General features: G+C 35.9%; 19 protein-coding genes. 8 read left to right on the forward strand and 11 right to left on the reverse strand.

Annotated elements, in window-relative coordinates:
* Positions 1-129, forward strand: a 129-nt coding sequence (locus EKM60_RS10585) for an IS3 family transposase (RefSeq protein ID WP_225427027.1), incomplete at its 5' end; no start/stop codon positions are given.
* Between the two features lie 330 nt (positions 130-459).
* Here the strand turns inward: EKM60_RS10585 and EKM60_RS10590 are convergent.
* The gene (locus tag EKM60_RS10590) at positions 460-2,160 is read right to left on the reverse strand and encodes an FAD-dependent oxidoreductase (RefSeq protein WP_125715273.1); all 1,701 of its coding nucleotides are present in this window, start codon (positions 2,158-2,160) and stop codon (positions 460-462) included.
* A 173-nt stretch (positions 2,161-2,333) separates the two neighbouring features.
* Between EKM60_RS10590 and EKM60_RS10595 the strand changes: the two genes are divergently transcribed.
* The 3 genes from EKM60_RS10595 (at position 2,334) to EKM60_RS10605 (ending at position 4,581) form a co-directional block, all read left to right on the forward strand.
* Positions 2,334-2,807 carry a nucleoside 2-deoxyribosyltransferase gene (locus EKM60_RS10595; protein ID WP_125715275.1) on the forward strand — a complete coding sequence of 158 codons (474 nt, stop codon included), beginning with the start codon at positions 2,334-2,336 and terminating at the stop codon, positions 2,805-2,807.
* A gap of 163 nt (positions 2,808-2,970) precedes the next feature.
* Positions 2,971-3,804: a 3D domain-containing protein gene (locus tag EKM60_RS10600; protein WP_125715277.1), complete on the forward strand. Its 834-nt coding sequence runs from the start codon at positions 2,971-2,973 to the stop codon at positions 3,802-3,804.
* A gap of 237 nt (positions 3,805-4,041) precedes the next feature.
* Positions 4,042-4,581 (forward strand): TetR/AcrR family transcriptional regulator, encoded by a 540-nt coding sequence (locus EKM60_RS10605; protein WP_125715279.1) that lies wholly within the window; start codon positions 4,042-4,044, stop codon positions 4,579-4,581.
* A gap of 197 nt (positions 4,582-4,778) precedes the next feature.
* Here EKM60_RS10605 and EKM60_RS11325 read toward each other — a convergent pair whose 3' ends face one another.
* The 4 genes from EKM60_RS11325 to EKM60_RS10625 form a co-directional block, all read right to left on the reverse strand.
* Entirely contained in the window at positions 4,779-4,979 is a 201-nt protein-coding gene (locus EKM60_RS11325) for a hypothetical protein (RefSeq protein WP_125715281.1), read from the reverse strand.
* Positions 4,980-5,147: 168 nt separating this feature from the next.
* Positions 5,148-7,349, reverse strand: a complete 2,202-nt coding sequence (locus EKM60_RS10615; protein ID WP_125715283.1) for a Tex family protein — start codon at positions 7,347-7,349, stop codon at positions 5,148-5,150.
* Positions 7,350-7,545: 196 nt separating this feature from the next.
* Positions 7,546-8,322, reverse strand: coding sequence for an ABC transporter permease (locus EKM60_RS10620; protein ID WP_125715285.1), 777 nt, complete (start codon positions 8,320-8,322; stop codon positions 7,546-7,548).
* An 18-nt stretch (positions 8,323-8,340) separates the two neighbouring features.
* The gene (locus EKM60_RS10625; RefSeq protein ID WP_125715287.1) at positions 8,341-9,276 is read right to left on the reverse strand and encodes an ATP-binding cassette domain-containing protein; all 936 of its coding nucleotides are present in this window, start codon (positions 9,274-9,276) and stop codon (positions 8,341-8,343) included.
* Positions 9,277-9,425: 149 nt separating this feature from the next.
* Between EKM60_RS10625 and EKM60_RS10630 the strand changes: the two genes are divergently transcribed.
* Positions 9,426-9,941 (forward strand): MarR family winged helix-turn-helix transcriptional regulator, encoded by a 516-nt coding sequence (locus EKM60_RS10630; RefSeq protein WP_125715289.1) that lies wholly within the window; start codon positions 9,426-9,428, stop codon positions 9,939-9,941.
* 558 nt (positions 9,942-10,499) lie between these two features.
* Here EKM60_RS10630 and EKM60_RS10635 read toward each other — a convergent pair.
* From EKM60_RS10635 to EKM60_RS10645, 3 genes are read right to left on the reverse strand one after another with little or no spacing between them, the layout of a single operon-like run.
* Positions 10,500-11,654 (reverse strand): hydroxymethylglutaryl-CoA synthase, encoded by a 1,155-nt coding sequence (locus tag EKM60_RS10635; RefSeq protein ID WP_125715291.1) that lies wholly within the window; start codon positions 11,652-11,654, stop codon positions 10,500-10,502.
* Positions 11,654-12,886: a hydroxymethylglutaryl-CoA reductase, degradative gene (locus EKM60_RS10640; RefSeq protein ID WP_125715293.1), complete on the reverse strand. Its 1,233-nt coding sequence runs from the start codon at positions 12,884-12,886 to the stop codon at positions 11,654-11,656. The genes EKM60_RS10635 and EKM60_RS10640 overlap by 1 nt, the downstream gene beginning before the upstream one ends.
* Positions 12,883-14,037 carry a thiolase family protein gene (locus EKM60_RS10645; RefSeq protein WP_125715295.1) on the reverse strand — a complete coding sequence of 385 codons (1,155 nt, stop codon included), beginning with the start codon at positions 14,035-14,037 and terminating at the stop codon, positions 12,883-12,885. Before EKM60_RS10645 ends, EKM60_RS10640 begins: the two co-directional genes overlap by 4 nt.
* Positions 14,038-14,129: 92 nt before the next feature.
* Here EKM60_RS10645 and EKM60_RS10650 point away from each other — a divergent pair, with 92 nt between their 5' ends.
* The gene (locus tag EKM60_RS10650; RefSeq protein WP_125715297.1) at positions 14,130-14,414 is read left to right on the forward strand and encodes a hypothetical protein; all 285 of its coding nucleotides are present in this window, start codon (positions 14,130-14,132) and stop codon (positions 14,412-14,414) included.
* Here the strand turns inward: EKM60_RS10650 and galU are convergent.
* Genes galU through map form a run of 3 tightly spaced genes read right to left on the reverse strand, consistent with a single transcriptional unit; the run spans position 14,411 to position 17,067 of the window.
* A complete protein-coding gene (gene galU, locus EKM60_RS10655; protein WP_125715299.1) occupies positions 14,411-15,313 on the reverse strand; it encodes a UTP--glucose-1-phosphate uridylyltransferase GalU in 903 nt (300 codons plus the stop codon). The two genes, EKM60_RS10650 and galU, sit on opposite strands and share 4 nt — an antisense overlap.
* Complete coding sequence (locus tag EKM60_RS10660; RefSeq protein WP_125715301.1) at positions 15,313-16,260, reverse strand: YihY/virulence factor BrkB family protein; 948 nt, start codon at positions 16,258-16,260, stop codon at positions 15,313-15,315. Before EKM60_RS10660 ends, galU begins: the two co-directional genes overlap by 1 nt.
* Positions 16,261-16,272: 12 nt before the next feature.
* Entirely contained in the window at positions 16,273-17,067 is a 795-nt protein-coding gene (gene map / locus EKM60_RS10665) for a type I methionyl aminopeptidase (protein WP_125715303.1), read from the reverse strand.
* Between the two features lie 134 nt (positions 17,068-17,201).
* Between map and EKM60_RS10670 the strand changes: the two genes are divergently transcribed.
* Both EKM60_RS10670 and EKM60_RS10675 read left to right on the forward strand, forming a co-directional pair.
* The gene (locus EKM60_RS10670) at positions 17,202-17,657 is read left to right on the forward strand and encodes a flavodoxin (RefSeq protein ID WP_125715305.1); all 456 of its coding nucleotides are present in this window, start codon (positions 17,202-17,204) and stop codon (positions 17,655-17,657) included.
* A gap of 3 nt (positions 17,658-17,660) precedes the next feature.
* Positions 17,661-18,101, forward strand: coding sequence for a GtrA family protein (locus EKM60_RS10675; protein WP_125715307.1), 441 nt, complete (start codon positions 17,661-17,663; stop codon positions 18,099-18,101).
* The last annotated feature ends 163 nt before the right edge of the window (positions 18,102-18,264 follow it).

Below are 18,264 nucleotides of genomic sequence, written 5' to 3' on the forward strand. Positions count from 1 at the left end.
ATCTATGACTTAGAAGATTTAAAGAATATAGTCGCTAAATATATCAACTGGTACAACAATAAACGTATTTCTTTAAAGAAAAATGGATTGTCTCCTGTAGAATACAGGGAACAATCCATGATTTCTTAAAACTTATAAAAATGTCTAACCTTTTTATTGCACTTCATCTATGAGTCTCTCCTTTTAACGTACATTATTCTCAAATAAAAAAGCCCTAACTCCCAAAAGTATGAGAATCACGACTTATATTTTTATACAAAATTACTACAACAATCGAGCCGAAGGGAGAGCGTGATCCGGTCAGCAGTGAAAATTACGTTAGAGGGGCGAAGCCTCACTTACGTAATCGATGATTTCGAGATTTGCGCCAGCAAAGCTCAAAATCAAGACATGAGACCAAGGCTCATGTCGATCGCACAGCAGGCCGGATCATGCTCTCCCGTAGGCGGAAATACACCACTACAAATCCAATTTATAATCAGTAAGAATAGATTCACGTTTATCATGAACATCATGAAAATACTCATACTCAGATATCCCTGAGAAAGAACCTACTATATTATAGATATTAGTATAACCAAGATTATTCAATGCTCTAACCATATTGTAGCTTCTCTGACTAGTTAAACAGTGAATATAAACTGGTTGATTCTTTGGGATTTCTTCCAAACGATCACGAAATTGACTCAATGGGATATTTAGCGCCCCTTTAATGTGCCCTTGTGCATATTCATCTGGTTCACGAGCATCAATAATAAAGGCACCGTCTTCAACCAATTTACGCACACAGGTCATAGAAACTTGTTTATATTCATCATTCAAGATATTAGTTGCCACTAACCCAGCCATATTAACGGCATTTTTAGCGGTACTAAACATTGGTTGATAACACAATTCAAGATTTTGTAGGTCTTCTACATGTCCGTGCATTGTGATCATCGTGGCTATCACATCGATCTGTTTGTCGACCTGACTCTTACCAACAGCTTGCGCACCTAATATTTCTCCTGTTGGATAATTGAATACTAACTTCAGGAAAATCGGGTGAACATCTGGCATCAATACGACTTTATCTTTAGGTGCTACCATGGCTACTCGATAATCAATATCATTCTTTTGGCATTGCTCTTCACTCAAACCAGTAGAAGCGGCATTTAACCCGAATACTCCGATAACCTGTGATCCGATAACACCATGTTGATGTACTAAACGACCATAAACGTGGTTAACTGCATCACGTGCTTCGATTTGAGCTGGAAATGCCAAATCTAGTCGTTCTTTTTTCTTGGTTATCATATTAACAACTTCAATTGCGTCACCAACGGCATACACATGAGGTAAATTAGTTTGATAATTTTGATTAACAGCTATCGCTCCAGTTTTACCGAGTTTAACCCCGATTTTTTCAGCTAAAGTGGTTTCCGGTTTAACACCAACTGCCATTATTACCATTTCTGTGGGAACGTTTTCTCCAGAGTCGAATACTACAGAATCATCTGTAAACTCAACTACTTTATGGTTCAATAACAAATTAACACCGTGCTCCATTAACTGTTTGTGGATGATCTGAGCTAAATCATCATCCATATTCTTGAGAACATGTTTAGAGGACCCCACTAAAGTAATATCCTTACCAGCTTCAACTAAGTTTTCAGTTACTTCCAAGCCAATAAAGCCAGCCCCAACAATCGTAATCTTCTTAACTTGATGTTCATCGATATAATCGTAGATTTTTCTAATATCAACAACATTTCTAACTGAAAAGACATTTTTATTTTGAATACCTTTTATATAACTAGGCATCTTAGGCACCGCACCCGGCGACAAGAACAATTCATCGTAATCATACGTTTCAATACTCTTAGTAACTAGATTCTTTATTTGAACCGTCTTATTTTCAGCTGATACATCAATAACCTCAGTATTAGTGACGGCATTGATATTATATTGATTTTTGAATTCTTCTGGACTCATTAAAACAATATCATCGGCGTTTTCAACCGTTCCACTTAGATAATATGGAAGTGAACAGTTTGAAAATGAAACATCTGGTCCCTTTTCAAACATTGTGATTTCAGCATCTTCATCTAATCTTCTAACTCTCGCCGCAACTGACGCACCTCCGGCAACGCCACCAACAACAACAATCTTTTTTCCCATTTTTCTCCACTCCTTAAATGAGGTTGCACACATATATAATTTAGAACAAGCTAAAGAAAGCTCTTACATTTCCAGCATACTTCATTCAGCAACATTTAGCCATAAGAAATCAGTTCCTTCTACTAATTCTCCATGCTAAGATATTATTAATAACTCAGAAAAGAGGATTTATAATGAAAATCTATTTTGCTAATGGCTTATTTTCCCAAGCCGACAGAATGTATAATGAAGTAATTGTTAGACAAATCCGCGAAATGCCCGAAGATATTGAAGTTTATCTTCCTCAAGAAAACGGAGATATCAACGATAAAACCAAATTTGCCGACTCGATCAAGATTGCCGAAGAGGATAACAAAGAATTACTGTCATCTGACCTAGTGGTTGCCATTCTTGATGGTGAAGTTATCGATATTGGTGTAGCTTCAGAAATCGGCCTAGCTTTTGGTAAAGAGATCCCCGTTCTCGGACTTTATACTGACCTTAGACAGCATGGTGCCGAGAATCCAGAGAAGTTGAAAGCCGTTGGAGAAATTGGCGAAAATCCCTTTCAATATGTCAACACTTACACCATTGGTCTAATCAAGTTGAACGGAAAAGTGGTTAATACCATCGACAAATTATTAGCAGAAATCAAGACATATGCCTAAAATAATTTTATAAATAATGAGTTTTTTAGATTTCAATAGTATTACATGTCTTTTACAGTTGGATTATATCCAACTTTTTTTATGTCATGCGTTATATGATGTTTCTCGTAAGAAAATTCGTTAAGCCAAAAAGGCTTCAAAGTAATTCGGGGGACATATCTCAATGAGAATCAAAAAATTTGCAGTATCAGTTTTAACCGTAGCTTCACTTGCACTTACAACATTCGCCGCAACAGGTAATGCTGTTCAAGCCGCAGTTTCAGTTTCAAGTACAGACGGTGTAGTCTATGTTACAAATACTAACGGCGCAACAATCTACAATGAACCTTCAGTTGATGGTGATATTACAGTTGGATCAGCCTCACTTCAAAACGCTACAGCATGGAAGATCGACAAAGCTATTACACTTGATGACGCTACTTATTATGAAGTAGGTACAAATATGTGGGTAAAATCATCAGATATTTCTTTTGATGCTCCACAAGCAAATACATCAACACAAGCTTCAAGTGAATCAAGTAATGTAAATAAATGGATGTACGTTCAATCAGATCAAGGTAACGTAAACCTTTATGATGCTCCAAATGGTTACTTTAACGGTAACTCCGTATCTGACGGTTCAGGCTATGAAGTCTATGATCAATACACAGACGACAATGGTCAAGTTTGGTATGATCTTGGTGCCGGACAATGGATCAAAGCTGAATTCATGACAGAACAACATGTTTCAGAAACAGTTACTATGAACGCTACTGCCTACGATCCAGCTGTATTAGGCTCAAACATGGGTTACAGTGGTGTTGCTGCTAACTTATCAAAATACCCTAAGGGTACACACCTAAAGATCACTGATGGTAATGGTACTGTTTACGACCGTGTCGTTAATGATACAGGTACATTTGCATACAGCAACCCTAACCAATTGGATATTGCTATGCCAAATTCACAAGCTCTACAATTTGGACGTCAAAACGTTACAGTTCAAGTAATTAAATAATTCGTTAATAACTCTAAAAGTGATTGTGGCAAAACATGGTCAGCTTTCTAAGACAAGCAAGACTAGTAATCCGATTTTGGATTGCTAGTCTTGTTTGTTTTAATACAGAAAAAGTCGTGTTTTGTTGCACGTTTATTCTGCATATTTGGGTACACTATCCATAAGTTACAATTTCCACTTGATGTAACTTAATCAACAAATATGGTAAAATTAAATAAAAAATCAGGGGGTCATTAGATGTCACGTATAACAAACGACGCAATTATTGAGACCGTAGAAGAGCTCCTAAAAAATGATGAGGACGTTACCCTATCAAAAGTTGCTCAAAAATTAGATATCACCCATCCAGCTCTCTACAAACATTTCAAAAATAAAGATGAGCTCTGGACCGCTGTTTTAACTAAATATTTTAACGATGAAGTATTCAAAAAAGTTGAAATAAACAAAGACTGTAAGACTCCCAAACTAGCATTAAAGGATTGGCTTTGGCAATTTGTTAATATTAAGAAAAAAATATATAACACTGATCCTAAAATGTTTGATTTAAACACCAAATATATAGATGAAAGACCCCTAGTTTTGAGAGACATCCTTCAAGATTCTTATGCTACAATCAACGACATTATGGGATATAGTGACAAAGATCAATTAAAGGCCGAGGCAATCATGTCTGCTTTTGCCGTTTTTACAGTTCCCAGCTTTAAAGACACGTGGAACTTGCCAGATTACGAAGAACGTTTTAATGAAATTTGGAATTTGATTGAGGATGGGATTTAGTAATTCAAAAATACCTTACGACAAATACTTTGGTTATAAAGAAATAGAGTCATCATCAATTTGATTATTCAAGTTGATGATGACTCTATTTCTTTTCTCTTACATTTTTAATAATTGAGTATACGCTTATGATGAAAGGTAGCTTTGTTATGAGCCTGAAATCTACGAGAATTCAGAGTATCCTATCCCAATTCAAACTATTTTTTCAAGAAAGCAAGCACGTTCTTCTTACTTGATTCCATATTTCCTGCTAAGAACGCAATTATGACTGCGACAACGGAAGACACAAATTCCCATACCGACCATTTAAAAACTAGTGTTAAAACTAACATAATAAGAACTGAAATCAACAAGACTCCATCTCTAGGGCCTAATTTTATATACGGATACATCATCATCAGATGTCACTTCCTTCGTTTTAAATCCTAAGAACAGTATAACATCGCCTTTATTTTTGCGAAAGCCCTTTCATATAGATACTCTGGCAAGTACAATCCTTCTTACTGATGACTGATTATCTAAACAGGTCTTCACAACATGATCGGAGTTCTTTCTCATGACTAAATTTAGTTGTTAACTTTACTTCCACGCATCGTCAATTGAATACGATTACGGGTCTCGTCGACACTCAGTACCCAAACAGTCACAATGTCGCCAATTGTTACTATCGTACTTGGATCACTAACATATCGATCAGCTAACTGTGAAATATGGACTAAACCATCTTGTTTCACTCCAATATCAACAAATACACCAAAATCAATTACATTTCTAACCGTACCTTGAAGTTCCATTCCCGGCTTAAGGTCAGCCATAGTTAAGACATCTTGTCGGAGCAATGGTGCTGGCATATTATCACGAAGATCTCGGCCTGGTTTACTCAATCCTTCAATAATATCAGTTAGAGTTTCTTCACCAATATTCAATTTTTGAGTCCACTCGTGTTTATCTAATTTTACTAATTTTTGATGAAGTTCGGTGGTACCAATCGATTTGGTAGACATCCCAATTCCTTTGAACAATTTTCGCGTAGCCGCATAACTTTCCGGATGAATGTCAGTATTGTCCAGCGGATCATCACCAGAAATGATTCTTAAAAATCCAACTGATTGTTGATAAGCTTTAGGACCTAATCGAGGAACTTGTTTTAAAGATTCCCGATTATCGAAGGCACCCTTTTCATTTCGAAATTTTACGATATTCTTAGCGGTAGTTGAAGTCAATCCAGAAATATGGGTCAACAATTCCGGACTTGCCGTATTAACATTGACTCCTACTTGATTAACAGCCGTTTCTACAACTCGGTCTAATTGCTCATCTAAATCTTTTTCAGGAACATCATGCTGATATTGTCCTACACCAATTGCTTTAGGGTCAACCTTTATCAATTCAGCCAATGGATCCTGCAATCGACGACCAATACTGATTGCTGAACGTTCTTCAACATGAAGATCTCCAAATTCTGAACGAGCATTGGCACTTGCTGAATAAACTGAAGCACCCGCTTCATTAACGATCACATAATAAACTGGACGTTTTAAGGTTTTTAAGATCCCACTAACAAACTCTTCTGATTCTCGACTGGCAGTTCCATTCCCAATAGCGATCATTTCAACTTGATAATCTTCAAGTAATTTTTTAAATTCTGTACTAGCAGCAGCTTGTTTTTCTTTACTTGCTGGTTTGTGGGGATAGATCACTTGTTTGGTCAAAAATCGTCCATTGGCGTCGACAATGGCTAACTTACAGCCTGTTCGATAAGCTGGATCAAATCCCATAACAACTTTGCCTTTCAATGGCGAAGCCATCAAAAGATGATACAAATTATTTCCAAAAACTTTAATTGCATGTTCATTTGCTTGATCAGATAACTTGCGACGAATTTCTCTTGCAATAGCTGGTCCTAAAAATCGCTTGTACGCATCTGCAAAAGCAACTTTTACTTTTTCTACAGCTGGACCTTGATGACGACCAATTATTCGAGAATATCCAAAACTTAAAATTTTATCAGTATCGATAGAAATACCAACAGTCAATATTTTTTCACGTTCTCCACGGTTAATAGCTAAAATCCGGTATGGAGGGATTTGTTTCAAAGATTTCTGAAAATCGTAATATGTTTCATAAGTTTGTCCCTCATCTTTTTCTTTAGCGTTCCGTTTCAACTTGCTAGTCAATTCACCATTTTGGTAAGTATATCCTCTTATCCATTCACGAAAACTAGCTTTTTCACTGAATAGTTCAGCTAAAATTTCATTAACTCCAGCCCAGACTGCCTCTAAATCAGGTAAATTTTTACTAATGTTAATAAAAGAATTAGCTTTATTATTTAAATCACCCGACGGAAAACTCAATAACCAATTTGCTAAGGGCTCTAATCCAGCTTCTCGAGCAATACTAGCTTTAGTCTGCTTTTTTTGTTTATATGGAAGATACAAATCTTCCACTTTTTGTAATACTGTCGCTTCTTCAAGTTGCTTTTTTAATGCAGGAGTTAATTTGCCCTGCTCTTGTATCAAATTAATAACATCATTACGACGTTGGTTCAGCTTCATTAATCGATGTGCTTCATCTTCAATATCTCGAATAGCAACTTCGTCTAAAGTCCCAGTGCGTTCCTTACGATAACGAGCAATAAACGGTACAGTATTACCTTCATCCAACAATTCTAGAACTGCTTTGATCTGTTGAGTTTTATAATTACTAATTTGCTTATGAACTGATTGAGTCAAATCAACCAAGTTATCTTCTGATTTACTTATTACCATATGAACCTCCAGTTTTAATCAAGCCGCTTATTTATAGTTGAGCAAAAATGACAAGTATCATTTTGTTCTTAACATAGCATCAAAAAAGACTTAGATTTAAACTTCCAAGCCTTCCTTTGAAATAACGTCATCAATTATATCACGGTATCACTACAAATTTTTTGTTTTGGTATCAAGAAACATCAACAAAAACACCTTAGTTATTACGGTTATATGCCCAAACAGTCAAAGGAGCAAATACAACCACGATCCCGATTCCAAATAATAATACTAACCATGCTTCATGTGTCCAACTACCAGTGGACAAAATTTGTCTGATAGCAGTAATAACATAGGTAATAGGATTCATATATACAATAAATTTCATAGTTTTTGATAATGTTTTAATGGGAATAAAAGCATTTGATAAAAATGTCAAAGTTAACATGATCATCAAAGAAAAGCTTTGAACGGAAGCGGCACTTTTAGCTAATAATCCCAGCAAAGCAAAGATCCATGAGATAGCCCAACCAGTAAATATAGCTAGTAACCCACTTACGACTACCCAACCAAATCCAGATGCCGGACGCCATCCCATTACAAAACCGGCCGATAAAGAAGTGATAGTTGCAATTACCAAACGTAAAATATCAGCAAATAATTGACCAGCCAATGGTGCAATATGGGCCATTGGTAATGACTTAAAACGATCAAATACTCCAGAATCAAGATCTTCTCTAATTTGTGAACCTGATCCAGATGCGGCTGAAAGCATTGTCTGAATCAATATTCCTGGAACGATCGTCGGCAAATAACTTTTAACATTACCAGAAATAGCTCCTCCAAATAAGTATCCAAACATCAACATAAACATAATTGGTTGAATAATTACATCCATAAATTGATCTGGATTATGAATTGTCTTTAAAAGATTGCGATATGCCATTGTAGCGGTGTTCATAATTAAATTTCCACGATGTGTTTGTACGTCCATAATTAATATTCTTCTTTCCTAATTCTTTCCTACTGTTAAATTCATGAATACATCATCTAGAGATGGTTCTTGAACTGTTAAATTACTAATAGTTATTTGGGCCTCGTGCAAAGTTGATAACAACGGTGCCAGTTGATCGATACTATTCAAAGTGGCACTCAATTGTTTATCATTTCGATTAATTGATTCTCCTAATTGATCTGTCATTAATTTTGTGGCGGTGTTTATTTGTGAATATCGATCAATAGTAAAGTTCAATTTCGTACCGCCAATTTCCTGTTTCAATTCTTCAGGAGTTCCAATTTTTATCAATTTACCATGATCAATTACAGCAATTCTATCTGCCAGTTGATCTGCCTCATCCAAATATTGCGTTGTAAGTAAAATAGTTGACCCTTGCTTAACCAACTTTCTAATTGTGTCCCACATTTGAGTTCTAGTCCTTGGATCAAGTCCAGTCGTCGGTTCGTCCAAGAAGATCAAAGCAGGTCTAGTAATTAAACTAACCGCTAAATCTAGCCTGCGACGCATCCCACCGGAAAAATCTTTAAGCGGCTTATCAGCCGAATTTAATAATGAGAACTCAGCTAATAGTTCCTGTGTTCTTTTTTTAGACTCCATTCGAGATAATCCGTTTAATCTTGAAAAAATCATCAAATTCTCACGGGCAGATATATCTTCATCAACTGATGCATATTGACCAGTCAAGCCAAACATTGATCGAGCTAATCGTCCCTCTTTAACAGAATCATGGCCAAAAATTTTTACATTACCGTTATTAGCTTTTAATAATGTCGTCATCATCCGCAAAGTCGTTGTCTTACCCGCTCCATTGGGACCTAGTAGTCCAAATACTTCACCTTGTTTTACGTTAAAAGAAATATCATCCACTGCAATTTTATTGTTAAATTTTTTTGTTAAGTGATTAACTTCAATAGCATTTACTGCTTCCATTATCTATTGCCTCGTTAGCTTAAAATTTAATCAGGTTACCTGATTGATTACATTGTAAGGGTACCTGATTATTTATGCAAGGATTTTGTCAGGTTACCTGACTATCTTTTTACGAATCAACCAGTATAATAATATTTGGAGGTAATCATATGCCTAATTTAATAAAGAAAAAAAGCGCAGCCGCCAAGCTCATGGAGTTTGGGATGGTGCGCCATACAGTAGATAATATGTATCATAGAAATCCCGATCAAGGTGAACGTCGTTTCATGTTCCAAGGACAAGGTAAAATTTTGGTAGCATTGTCGCAAAACGATGGAATTTCTCAAAAAGAATTAGCCACAGATCTTAATATGTCAGCTCAATCAATTGCCGAATTTGTAAATAAACTCGTGAGTAAAGGATTAGTCACTAAAGAAAAATCCACAGCTGATCGTCGAATGACAATCATTAAACTGACTGAATCCGGACGTGAGATTGCAAATAAAGAATCTGATAAAATCCCAGAATTCTTAGATGTATTAACCGATGAAGAATTAGATCAATTCACAAATATCTTAACTAAAATAAATTCCAGCCTCTATGAAGAATTAAATGACAATAATTCGAGTCTATTTAAGAAGACGCAAAAGACAATCAAGGAGCATTTTCGTGACTGGTTCCTTTAATCAAGATTCAAGACAACAGTCTCGGACCGTTCCGCGCAGTAAATTAATACTCTCAGTTCTGGAAACGACAAATTTAAATAAGCAGAAAAATGGATTCAACACAAATCTAAAAGGTTTGGTTGAATCCATTTTTGGGATAATTACATAAAAAAAACCTCGTCTCACGACGAGGTCATTTTTGAGGTGGTAAGATGAAATCTCTACTGCAGTTTTCATCAAATACATCTATCAAAAATATATACATAAGTGAATCTATACTACGTAAAACAAATCTTACTACACTATGTGTTCTTTGTTTAAAAATTGGATCCTAGCAAATCATGTATTGAGCTTGCGCGACTACTATATTATTAAGTCGATTTTATGTTAACGTTTGTTGCTAGTCCCAAAATGCCTTTGTACCGTACTACTCTAATAATTCTGTGCTCTCTAATCCTACCATCTCCTTAATGGAAATGAATAAAACCTTGTCTAGCATGAAAATTATGGGGCTACAGTTCTTGGCATTTCATCTTTACCACGTCTTTAATATACCATTGTCCGAAAACGTTTACAAGATTAAAGTTTGATCTTTTTGTATAATCTTTCACTTTCTTTTATCTCGCGTAAATAGAATTTGTCAAATACGTCAGAATCGTTGGTCTTATAACCATTTTTAACATCTTTAACAAAAATATTTTCATAGTCCGAAATACTTATTTTTTCACGATTATTTAAAACTTTCTTAATTTTTTCACTATCCAATATCTTTTTAAATTCTGGTTGGACAGTAATACTGTATAATTCTCCGACCGCACCTGATCCATAGCTGAACATCAACATTTTTTCACCTGATTTAGGATCACCGTTGATCAAATAAGAAATAAGTCCTAAGTAAAGTGACCCAGTATAAAGATTACCTACTTCACGACTCATTTTGATACTTGCTTGATAATGTTTTGATAATTCAGCAAATTTATCAGGATCAGTCTCATCTTTTAAAGTCTTCAAAGCCTTCATACCCATCTTTGTGTATGGAATGTGGAAAAGCATCGTATCAAAGTTATCAACAGTCTGATTAAAATCTGTTTGATATTTTTTCCACAATTCGCTAAAGAATTCAACATAAACTTGATTGGAGAATTTTCCTCTAGCAAAAGCTGTTTTCGAAAACGTTGGACGCCAGAAATCACCAACATTTTTAGTCATGTAAACTTCCTCATGATCAAATTTCAAAATACGCGGATTTTGACTGACCATCATTGCTACAGAACCAGCCCCCTGAGTAACCTCACCAGGCGTATTGATACCATATCTGGCAATATCACTTGCAATAACTAAAGCTTTTTTATCTGGATGCAAGGCAACATAGCCTTCGGCCATCTTTAATCCAGCCGTAGCCCCATAACATGCCTCTTTAATTTCAAAGGCGCGGATATTTTTGGGTAAATTTAGTAAATCAACTAAAAATGCCGCAGCAGCTTTAGACTCGTCGACGCTACTTTCAGTTCCAACGATAACTAACCCAATGTTGTCATCATCAGAAATAATCTGATCGGCTGCTTCGGCGGCCATTGTCACACTGTCTTGATATTGCATCGGAACAGCTTGTTTACTCTGTCCGATACCAATCGTAAATTTATCAGGATCAACATTTCTAGCCTTAGCTAGTTCAACAACATCAATATACTTCTTAGGTGTATAAAAACCAATTTTATCAATACCTATATCCATTAACTGTTCCTCAATTCTGACAAAATCTTTTGTGCATACTCTAAAGAGTATTTTTTAGTTTGATTTAATTTTTTAGCGACTTCAGCAATTTCTTCGTTTTTGGCACCTGCTGAGATTGCTAAAGATTTACTCTGTAAACTCATGTGACCAGCCTGAATACCGGTCGTCACTAATGCTCTTATGGCCGATAAATTATTAGCTAATCCAACTGCTCCAATAACTGACTGTAATTGTTGACTATTAGTTACTTGCATAATATCCAAACTGATCTTAGCCATTGGTAAGGCACTGATGGCGCCACCTACACTGCCCACTTCAATTGGTATCTGCAATATTCCAACTAATTGTTCGTCGACAATTTGCCAATCACTAAATGGTTGATAGTTATCATGATAACTATGTACTGCAGCCTCTTGAGCTCTGAAATCATTTCCAGTAGCGATCAAAACGGCATCGATTCCATTCATGATTCCTTTGTTATGTGTCACAGCCCTTTTAGTTGATACTTTGGCAAACTCAGTCAATTTAACGATCCTTTTAGCAACATCTGCACCAGACATATCTTTGGTAGCCAAATCGTCAAAAGAAACTTTAGCCTTAACAGTAATTACTTGGTCAACACCACTGTTAGATAAAATACAGCATAGAACATCCCCCGATACCAAATCAGACACCTCTTGAGAGGTTTTTTCTAATATCGAATTAACAATATTTGCCCCCATAGCATCGACTGTATTTACTTTAATATCAATTTCATAAAATGTTCCAGCACTGACAAATTCAACATCGACAACGCCGCCACCACGTTTGACCAAACTAGGACGTGCGCTATTGGCAATTTGTTGAATATGAGATTTTGCATCGTTTAATTTTTGAATATCTTCAGCAGTCAAATCTTCTAAAACAATTTGACCAGTAACGATTCTTCGACTAGGTTCAGTCGTAAAGCCGCCACTATTTTTGATCCGTTTAGCACCATTAGATGCTGCCGCTACAACAGAAGGTTCCTCAATCGCCATAGGTACAAGATATTCTTTACCGTCAACTAAAAAATCCGTTGCAAAACCATAAGGCAAGCCAAATAATCCGACTTGGTTTTCACTCAAACCGTCAGATAATTGACTTGATAATGGTTCTCTATTAGACAAAAATTCTGCTTGTTCTATTGTAATAAGTCTTTTTGATAGTAAGTAGGCAATGCGCTGCTTATCGCTCATTTGATAGATTTTCATACCAATTTAACTCCCATAGCCATGCCCATACCGCCACCGATACATAATGAAGCTAGACCAGTGGATTTATTTTCTGTTGCTAAAGAATTTAGTAATGTCACGATCATACGTGCTCCAGTAGCTCCCAATGGGTGTCCTAAGGCAATCGCTCCACCGTAAATATTCAATTTATCACCAGAAATATTAAGATCACGTGCAACCGCAATGGTTGGAGCTGCAAAGGCCTCATTTATTTCGATCAAATCAAAATCATTCACGTTAACATTAAATTTATCTTGATACTTTTTGATCGCATAATATGGTGCATAACCCATATAATTAGGATTAATTCCCATTTCTGTATAACCAGTGATTTCTGCTAAATAGTTTAATCCTAATCCTTCAGCTTTACTTTTCTTCATCATGATCAAGGCAGCCGCCCCATCATTTAAAGGAGAAGAATTTCCAGCTGTGACGGTTCCATTTTCTTCAAAAGCCGGTTTCAAATGTGACATCTTATCCAGTGTAGTGTCGCCTCTGACAGACTGATCAGTCGTAACTAATTTTCCATCAACTTCAATTGGTAAAATCTCTTGTGCTAGTTTTTCTCGTGCTGTAACGGCTCTATGATGTGAATTTAATGAATATTCATCTTGTTCTTGGCGAGTTACAGCGTACTTTTGAGCAACATTCTCTGCTGTCATTCCCATTGGTCGATGATTGAAAGCATCATTTAGACCATCTTGAAATAAAGTATCACCTAAATCTTTAGCAGCTTCTAACTTGCCAATTCTCTTGGCATAAAAAGAAGCATTCGACATACTTTCCACTCCACCAGCGACAATTATTTCTGCATCATCTAGTAAAAGTGCATTCGTAGCAGCGTGTACTGCTTTCATTCCCGAACCACAGACCTGATTAACGGTCATGGCTGTTGATTCAACTTTTGCTCCCGAATTTAGAGCAATTTGACGTGCAACATTTTGGCCGGAACCGGCCTGATAAACATTTCCAAAAATAAACTGATCTATTATTTGAGGATCAAGTTGGTTTTTTTCAAGTAATTGTTTGACTAATTGCGTGCCTAAATCCACAGCACTCAAACTGGCAAATTGCCCACGGAATTTACCTATCGCTGTTCTTTTAGCATCAATTATTACAATCGAATCCATATTTCATATCCTCTCTGGTAAAATAGCCTTAAAATTAAATAATAGTGTATCTGGAAAATAAAAACAATAAAAATGCAAAGGTGGTGTCTTTGATGCGAGTCATCGATTTAATTTTATTACTGAGTGATTTTAACAAAAATAATCGAATTCTAGTTGAGAATTCACCGCAAAATTTGGCCGTTATCGATATTCAAGTTGCCGATCGAAAAATTATCTTAGAGACTTCCACAAAACTAAATGGACTAAAAAATTGGGAATTTCTCTTGATGATCAACAAAGAACCTTACTACAAGTTCCCCGTTTTCTTCAGTCACGAAAAAAAACACCAGCAACTCTTTGGATTCAGAGTTACTGGTGATCAACTTCTATTAGGTTAGTCTTTTTTAGTGTTATTTTTTGCTTGTAATTTCTTACTTAAATCAAGAATATATTGTGTTAACTCATCCTTTACTTCTGGATGTGTCAAACCATATTCGATATTGGTCTTAACGTAGCCAAACTTGTTACCGACATCATATCTTTGACCTTTGAACTCATGTGCAAAGACACGTTGTGTCTTGTTCATACGATCAATGGCATCAGTCAATTGAATTTCATTACCAGCGCCTGGTTTTTGAGTACTTAACAAGTCAAAAATTTCAGGTGTTAATAAGTAACGTCCAATAATAGCTAAGTTACTTGGTGCATCTTCAACCTTAGGCTTTTCAACAAAGTTTCTAACATTGTAAAGTCCGGGTTCACGTTCACCTTCAGGATCGATCACACCATATTTAGAAACATCTTTTTCAGGAACCTTCATTACGGCAATAGTCGATGCATGAGTCTTCTCATAATCATCGATCAATTGTTTTGTCAAAGGAACTTTATCTTTCATCAGATCATCACCCAACATAACAATGAAGGGTTCATCTGAGATAAATGAACGCGCTTGAGCTACAGCATCACCAAGACCATTTGGATGTGCCTGACGGCTATAGTATAAGTTAACGCCTAAATCAGTAGTATCTTGAACAACTTTTAATAATTCAGTCTTATTTTTAGCTTCCAAGTTTTGCTCTAGTTCAGGGACAGAATCAAAGTGATCTTCGATTGAACGTTTGTTTTTACCAGTAATGATCAAAATATCTTCAATTCCTGAAGCCTTGGCTTCTTCAACGATAAATTGAATTGTTGGCTTATCAACAATAGGAAGCATTTCCTTTGCGAGTGCCTTAGTTGCTGGCAAAAATCTTGTTCCTAATCCTGCAGCTGGAATAATAGCTTTTCTGACTTTCATTATTTATCTCCTTTTTCATGTAACTTTAGATAACTCGTGAGTTTACTAGTATTCTTGTTAACGGAACCTTCGCTAGCTTCTGCAAAACCAACGTTGATCGCATTTCCGAATAAGAATATAGTCACTGACATGTTCACCCACAATAAGAAAACAATGATTGCTCCGATAGTACCGTAGTTGTCCCAAGCTGAACCAAAATACTTTAAGTAGTAAGAAAACAGCTGTGAGACCGCCAACATACCAACTGAAGAAATCACTGTTCCTAATAGTACATAATGTACCTTAAGGCGAACATTAGGTAAAAAATAAAATAAAGCAAAGACGATCAAGAACATTATAACAATAGCTAGAGGCCATTTCCATGTACTAAAAACATCCAAAAATCCCGGATCCATTCCTAATAATGGAACGATCCAGTTTAAGAATACTTGCCCAAAAGTAAAGATCACAATTACTGCTACCGCAACGAACATCAATATAAATGTCATAATAAAAGCTAACATCCTGCGAATAATATAATTCAAAAATGTTTGTTGAGCGAAGATACTATTAATATCTAATCCATATGATTCATTCATCGACATTTGAGCGGTATTTAATCCTCTTGAAACGGCCCACAGAGCCAAAACAATACCAGCTGACAAAATTCCTTTATTTGAACTAGTCAAAACTTTTTCAATCGTTGGTATTAAATAGCTATGCAAATCCTTGGGTAAAATAAATTCAATATATCCGACTACAGATTCTCGATCAAGATGTAATAGTGGGATCAGGTTTCCTACAATGATGACGGCTGGAAACAGTGACAGCAAAATGTAATACGTTACAGCCTTCGAAGCCATAGGAATATTAGTGTTTCCCATCGCATCGGCAATACATTTAACAAACCCGATAAATTTATCTTTAATGGAGATGGGTTGTTTAAAAATCGGTGTATTGTCTTCCATTAACACTCTCCATTACAAACGATATTTAGCGTCAAACACTGGATCTTGTGATGTCAAAATCTTGGGACCATCTTTAGTGATGGCAATTGTATGTTCATATTGAGCTGAATTTGATCCATCAGCTGAAACGAAATATTCCCAACCATCAGCCTTAACAAACTTATCTGAGATTTCCCAAGTTCCTAGGTTGACCATTGGTTCAATTGTAATTGTCATACCCTCTTTAAGACGAAGGCCTTGTCCAGGTTCACCATAGTGAGGTACATTAGGTGCTTCATGCATTGTGGGCTGAATACCATGTCCAATAAGGTCACGGACATCCCCCATATGTTGTTCATCTTCAACATAATGTTGAATGGCATAACCAATATCACCTAAACGATTACCAACAACAGCTTGATCAATTCCTAAGTACAATGCTTTGTGTGTAACTTCCATTAAATGTTTATCTTCATCTGAAAGTTCACCAACAGCATATGTCCAGCAAGAATCACTTTCGTAACCGTTTAAATTAACTGTCATGTCGACTTTAAGAACGTCACCATTTTTTAAGATGAGATTTTTTCTAGGAATACCATGAGCAACTTCATCGTTAACACAGACACAAGTTGCATATTTATATCCTTCAAAGCCCTTTTCTGATGGACGACCACCATGCTCGGTGATAAATTTATCAGCAAAGTCTTCGATCTCCATTGAAGAAATTCCCGGTTTAATGATGTCTCTTAATCCGATATGGACGTTGGCAAGCAATTCACCAGACTTGCGCATTCCTTCTATTTCACGTGCAGATTTTAATGTAATCAATTCCTACATTTCCCTTCAAAAATAAATAATACTTACATTATAACATTTCCAGCAATTTCCAATTAGATGGTAGAGAATATTATTTTTTGCTATAATACGACAAGTAAATACGCAGCTATAAGAGAGTGTAAAATATGACAAAAGTAAAAATCGTCTATGCCAGTATTACTGGTAACGATGAAGACATCGCCTATGTTTTAACCGAAAAGTTCGAGGACCTAGGTTGTGATGTAGAAATGAGTGAAGTATCACAAACTGATGCCGCTGACTTTGAAGAAGCCGACATCTGTGTAATTGCAAGTTACACTTATGATCAAGGTATCGTTCCTGATGAAGCACTAGATTTCTATGATGACATGCAAGATCTTGATCTTGAAGGGAAAGTCTACGGAGTTTGTGGCTCTGGTGACACTTTTTATGAAGATTTCTGTCGTGCCATTGACGAATTCTCAACTATTTTTGAACAGGTCGGCGCAACTAAAGGTGCTGAACCCGTTAGGATAGAACTTGAACCTGAACAAGACGATATCGATCACTTAGATAAATTCGCTGAAGAATTGGTAAAAAAGGCCAAAGAAATGGATCTTTAGACTATGGAATTGATCAAGAAACACCGAGATTTCTTGGTGTATTGCCTATTTGGATTTATGGCATCGTTAATAAATATTATTGTTTTTAACACTTCACATAATAATTTAAAAATCACCCTATGGTTAGCCAACACCGTTGCTTGGCTGATCTCAAATGTTTTCTCATTTTTTGTGACTAAACTATATGTTTTCAAGACTAAATTAGGTGATTACAAAATGATGTTTAAAGAGGGAAGTTATTTCTTGGCTTCCAGACTACTGTCACTACTCTTCGATGATTTCTTTATGATCGTGGCTGTACTAGTTCTGCCACTAAACAATATCGTCATTAAAATTATTGATCAATTAGTAGTTGGACTATTCAATTACTTCTCATCTAAATGGATCTTCCAATATAAGAATCGAAATATCTTAGAAAAGATCAAAAATTTCCGTTCAAAATAAAAAACACCCTCACGTGAAGTGAACCCCTTAGTTTGGACATAAAATCCAAACTAAGGGGCTTTTTTATGGTTAAATTCAATTTAGATTTAAAAACTAAAATAGTAACTGAATATTTCAATGGATGTGGTTCCACAACTCTAGCAAAGAAATATGGAATAGCTAG

It is taken from the genome of Companilactobacillus kedongensis (genome assembly GCF_003946625.1).
Lineage (GTDB): Bacteria > Bacillota > Bacilli > Lactobacillales > Lactobacillaceae > Companilactobacillus > Companilactobacillus kedongensis.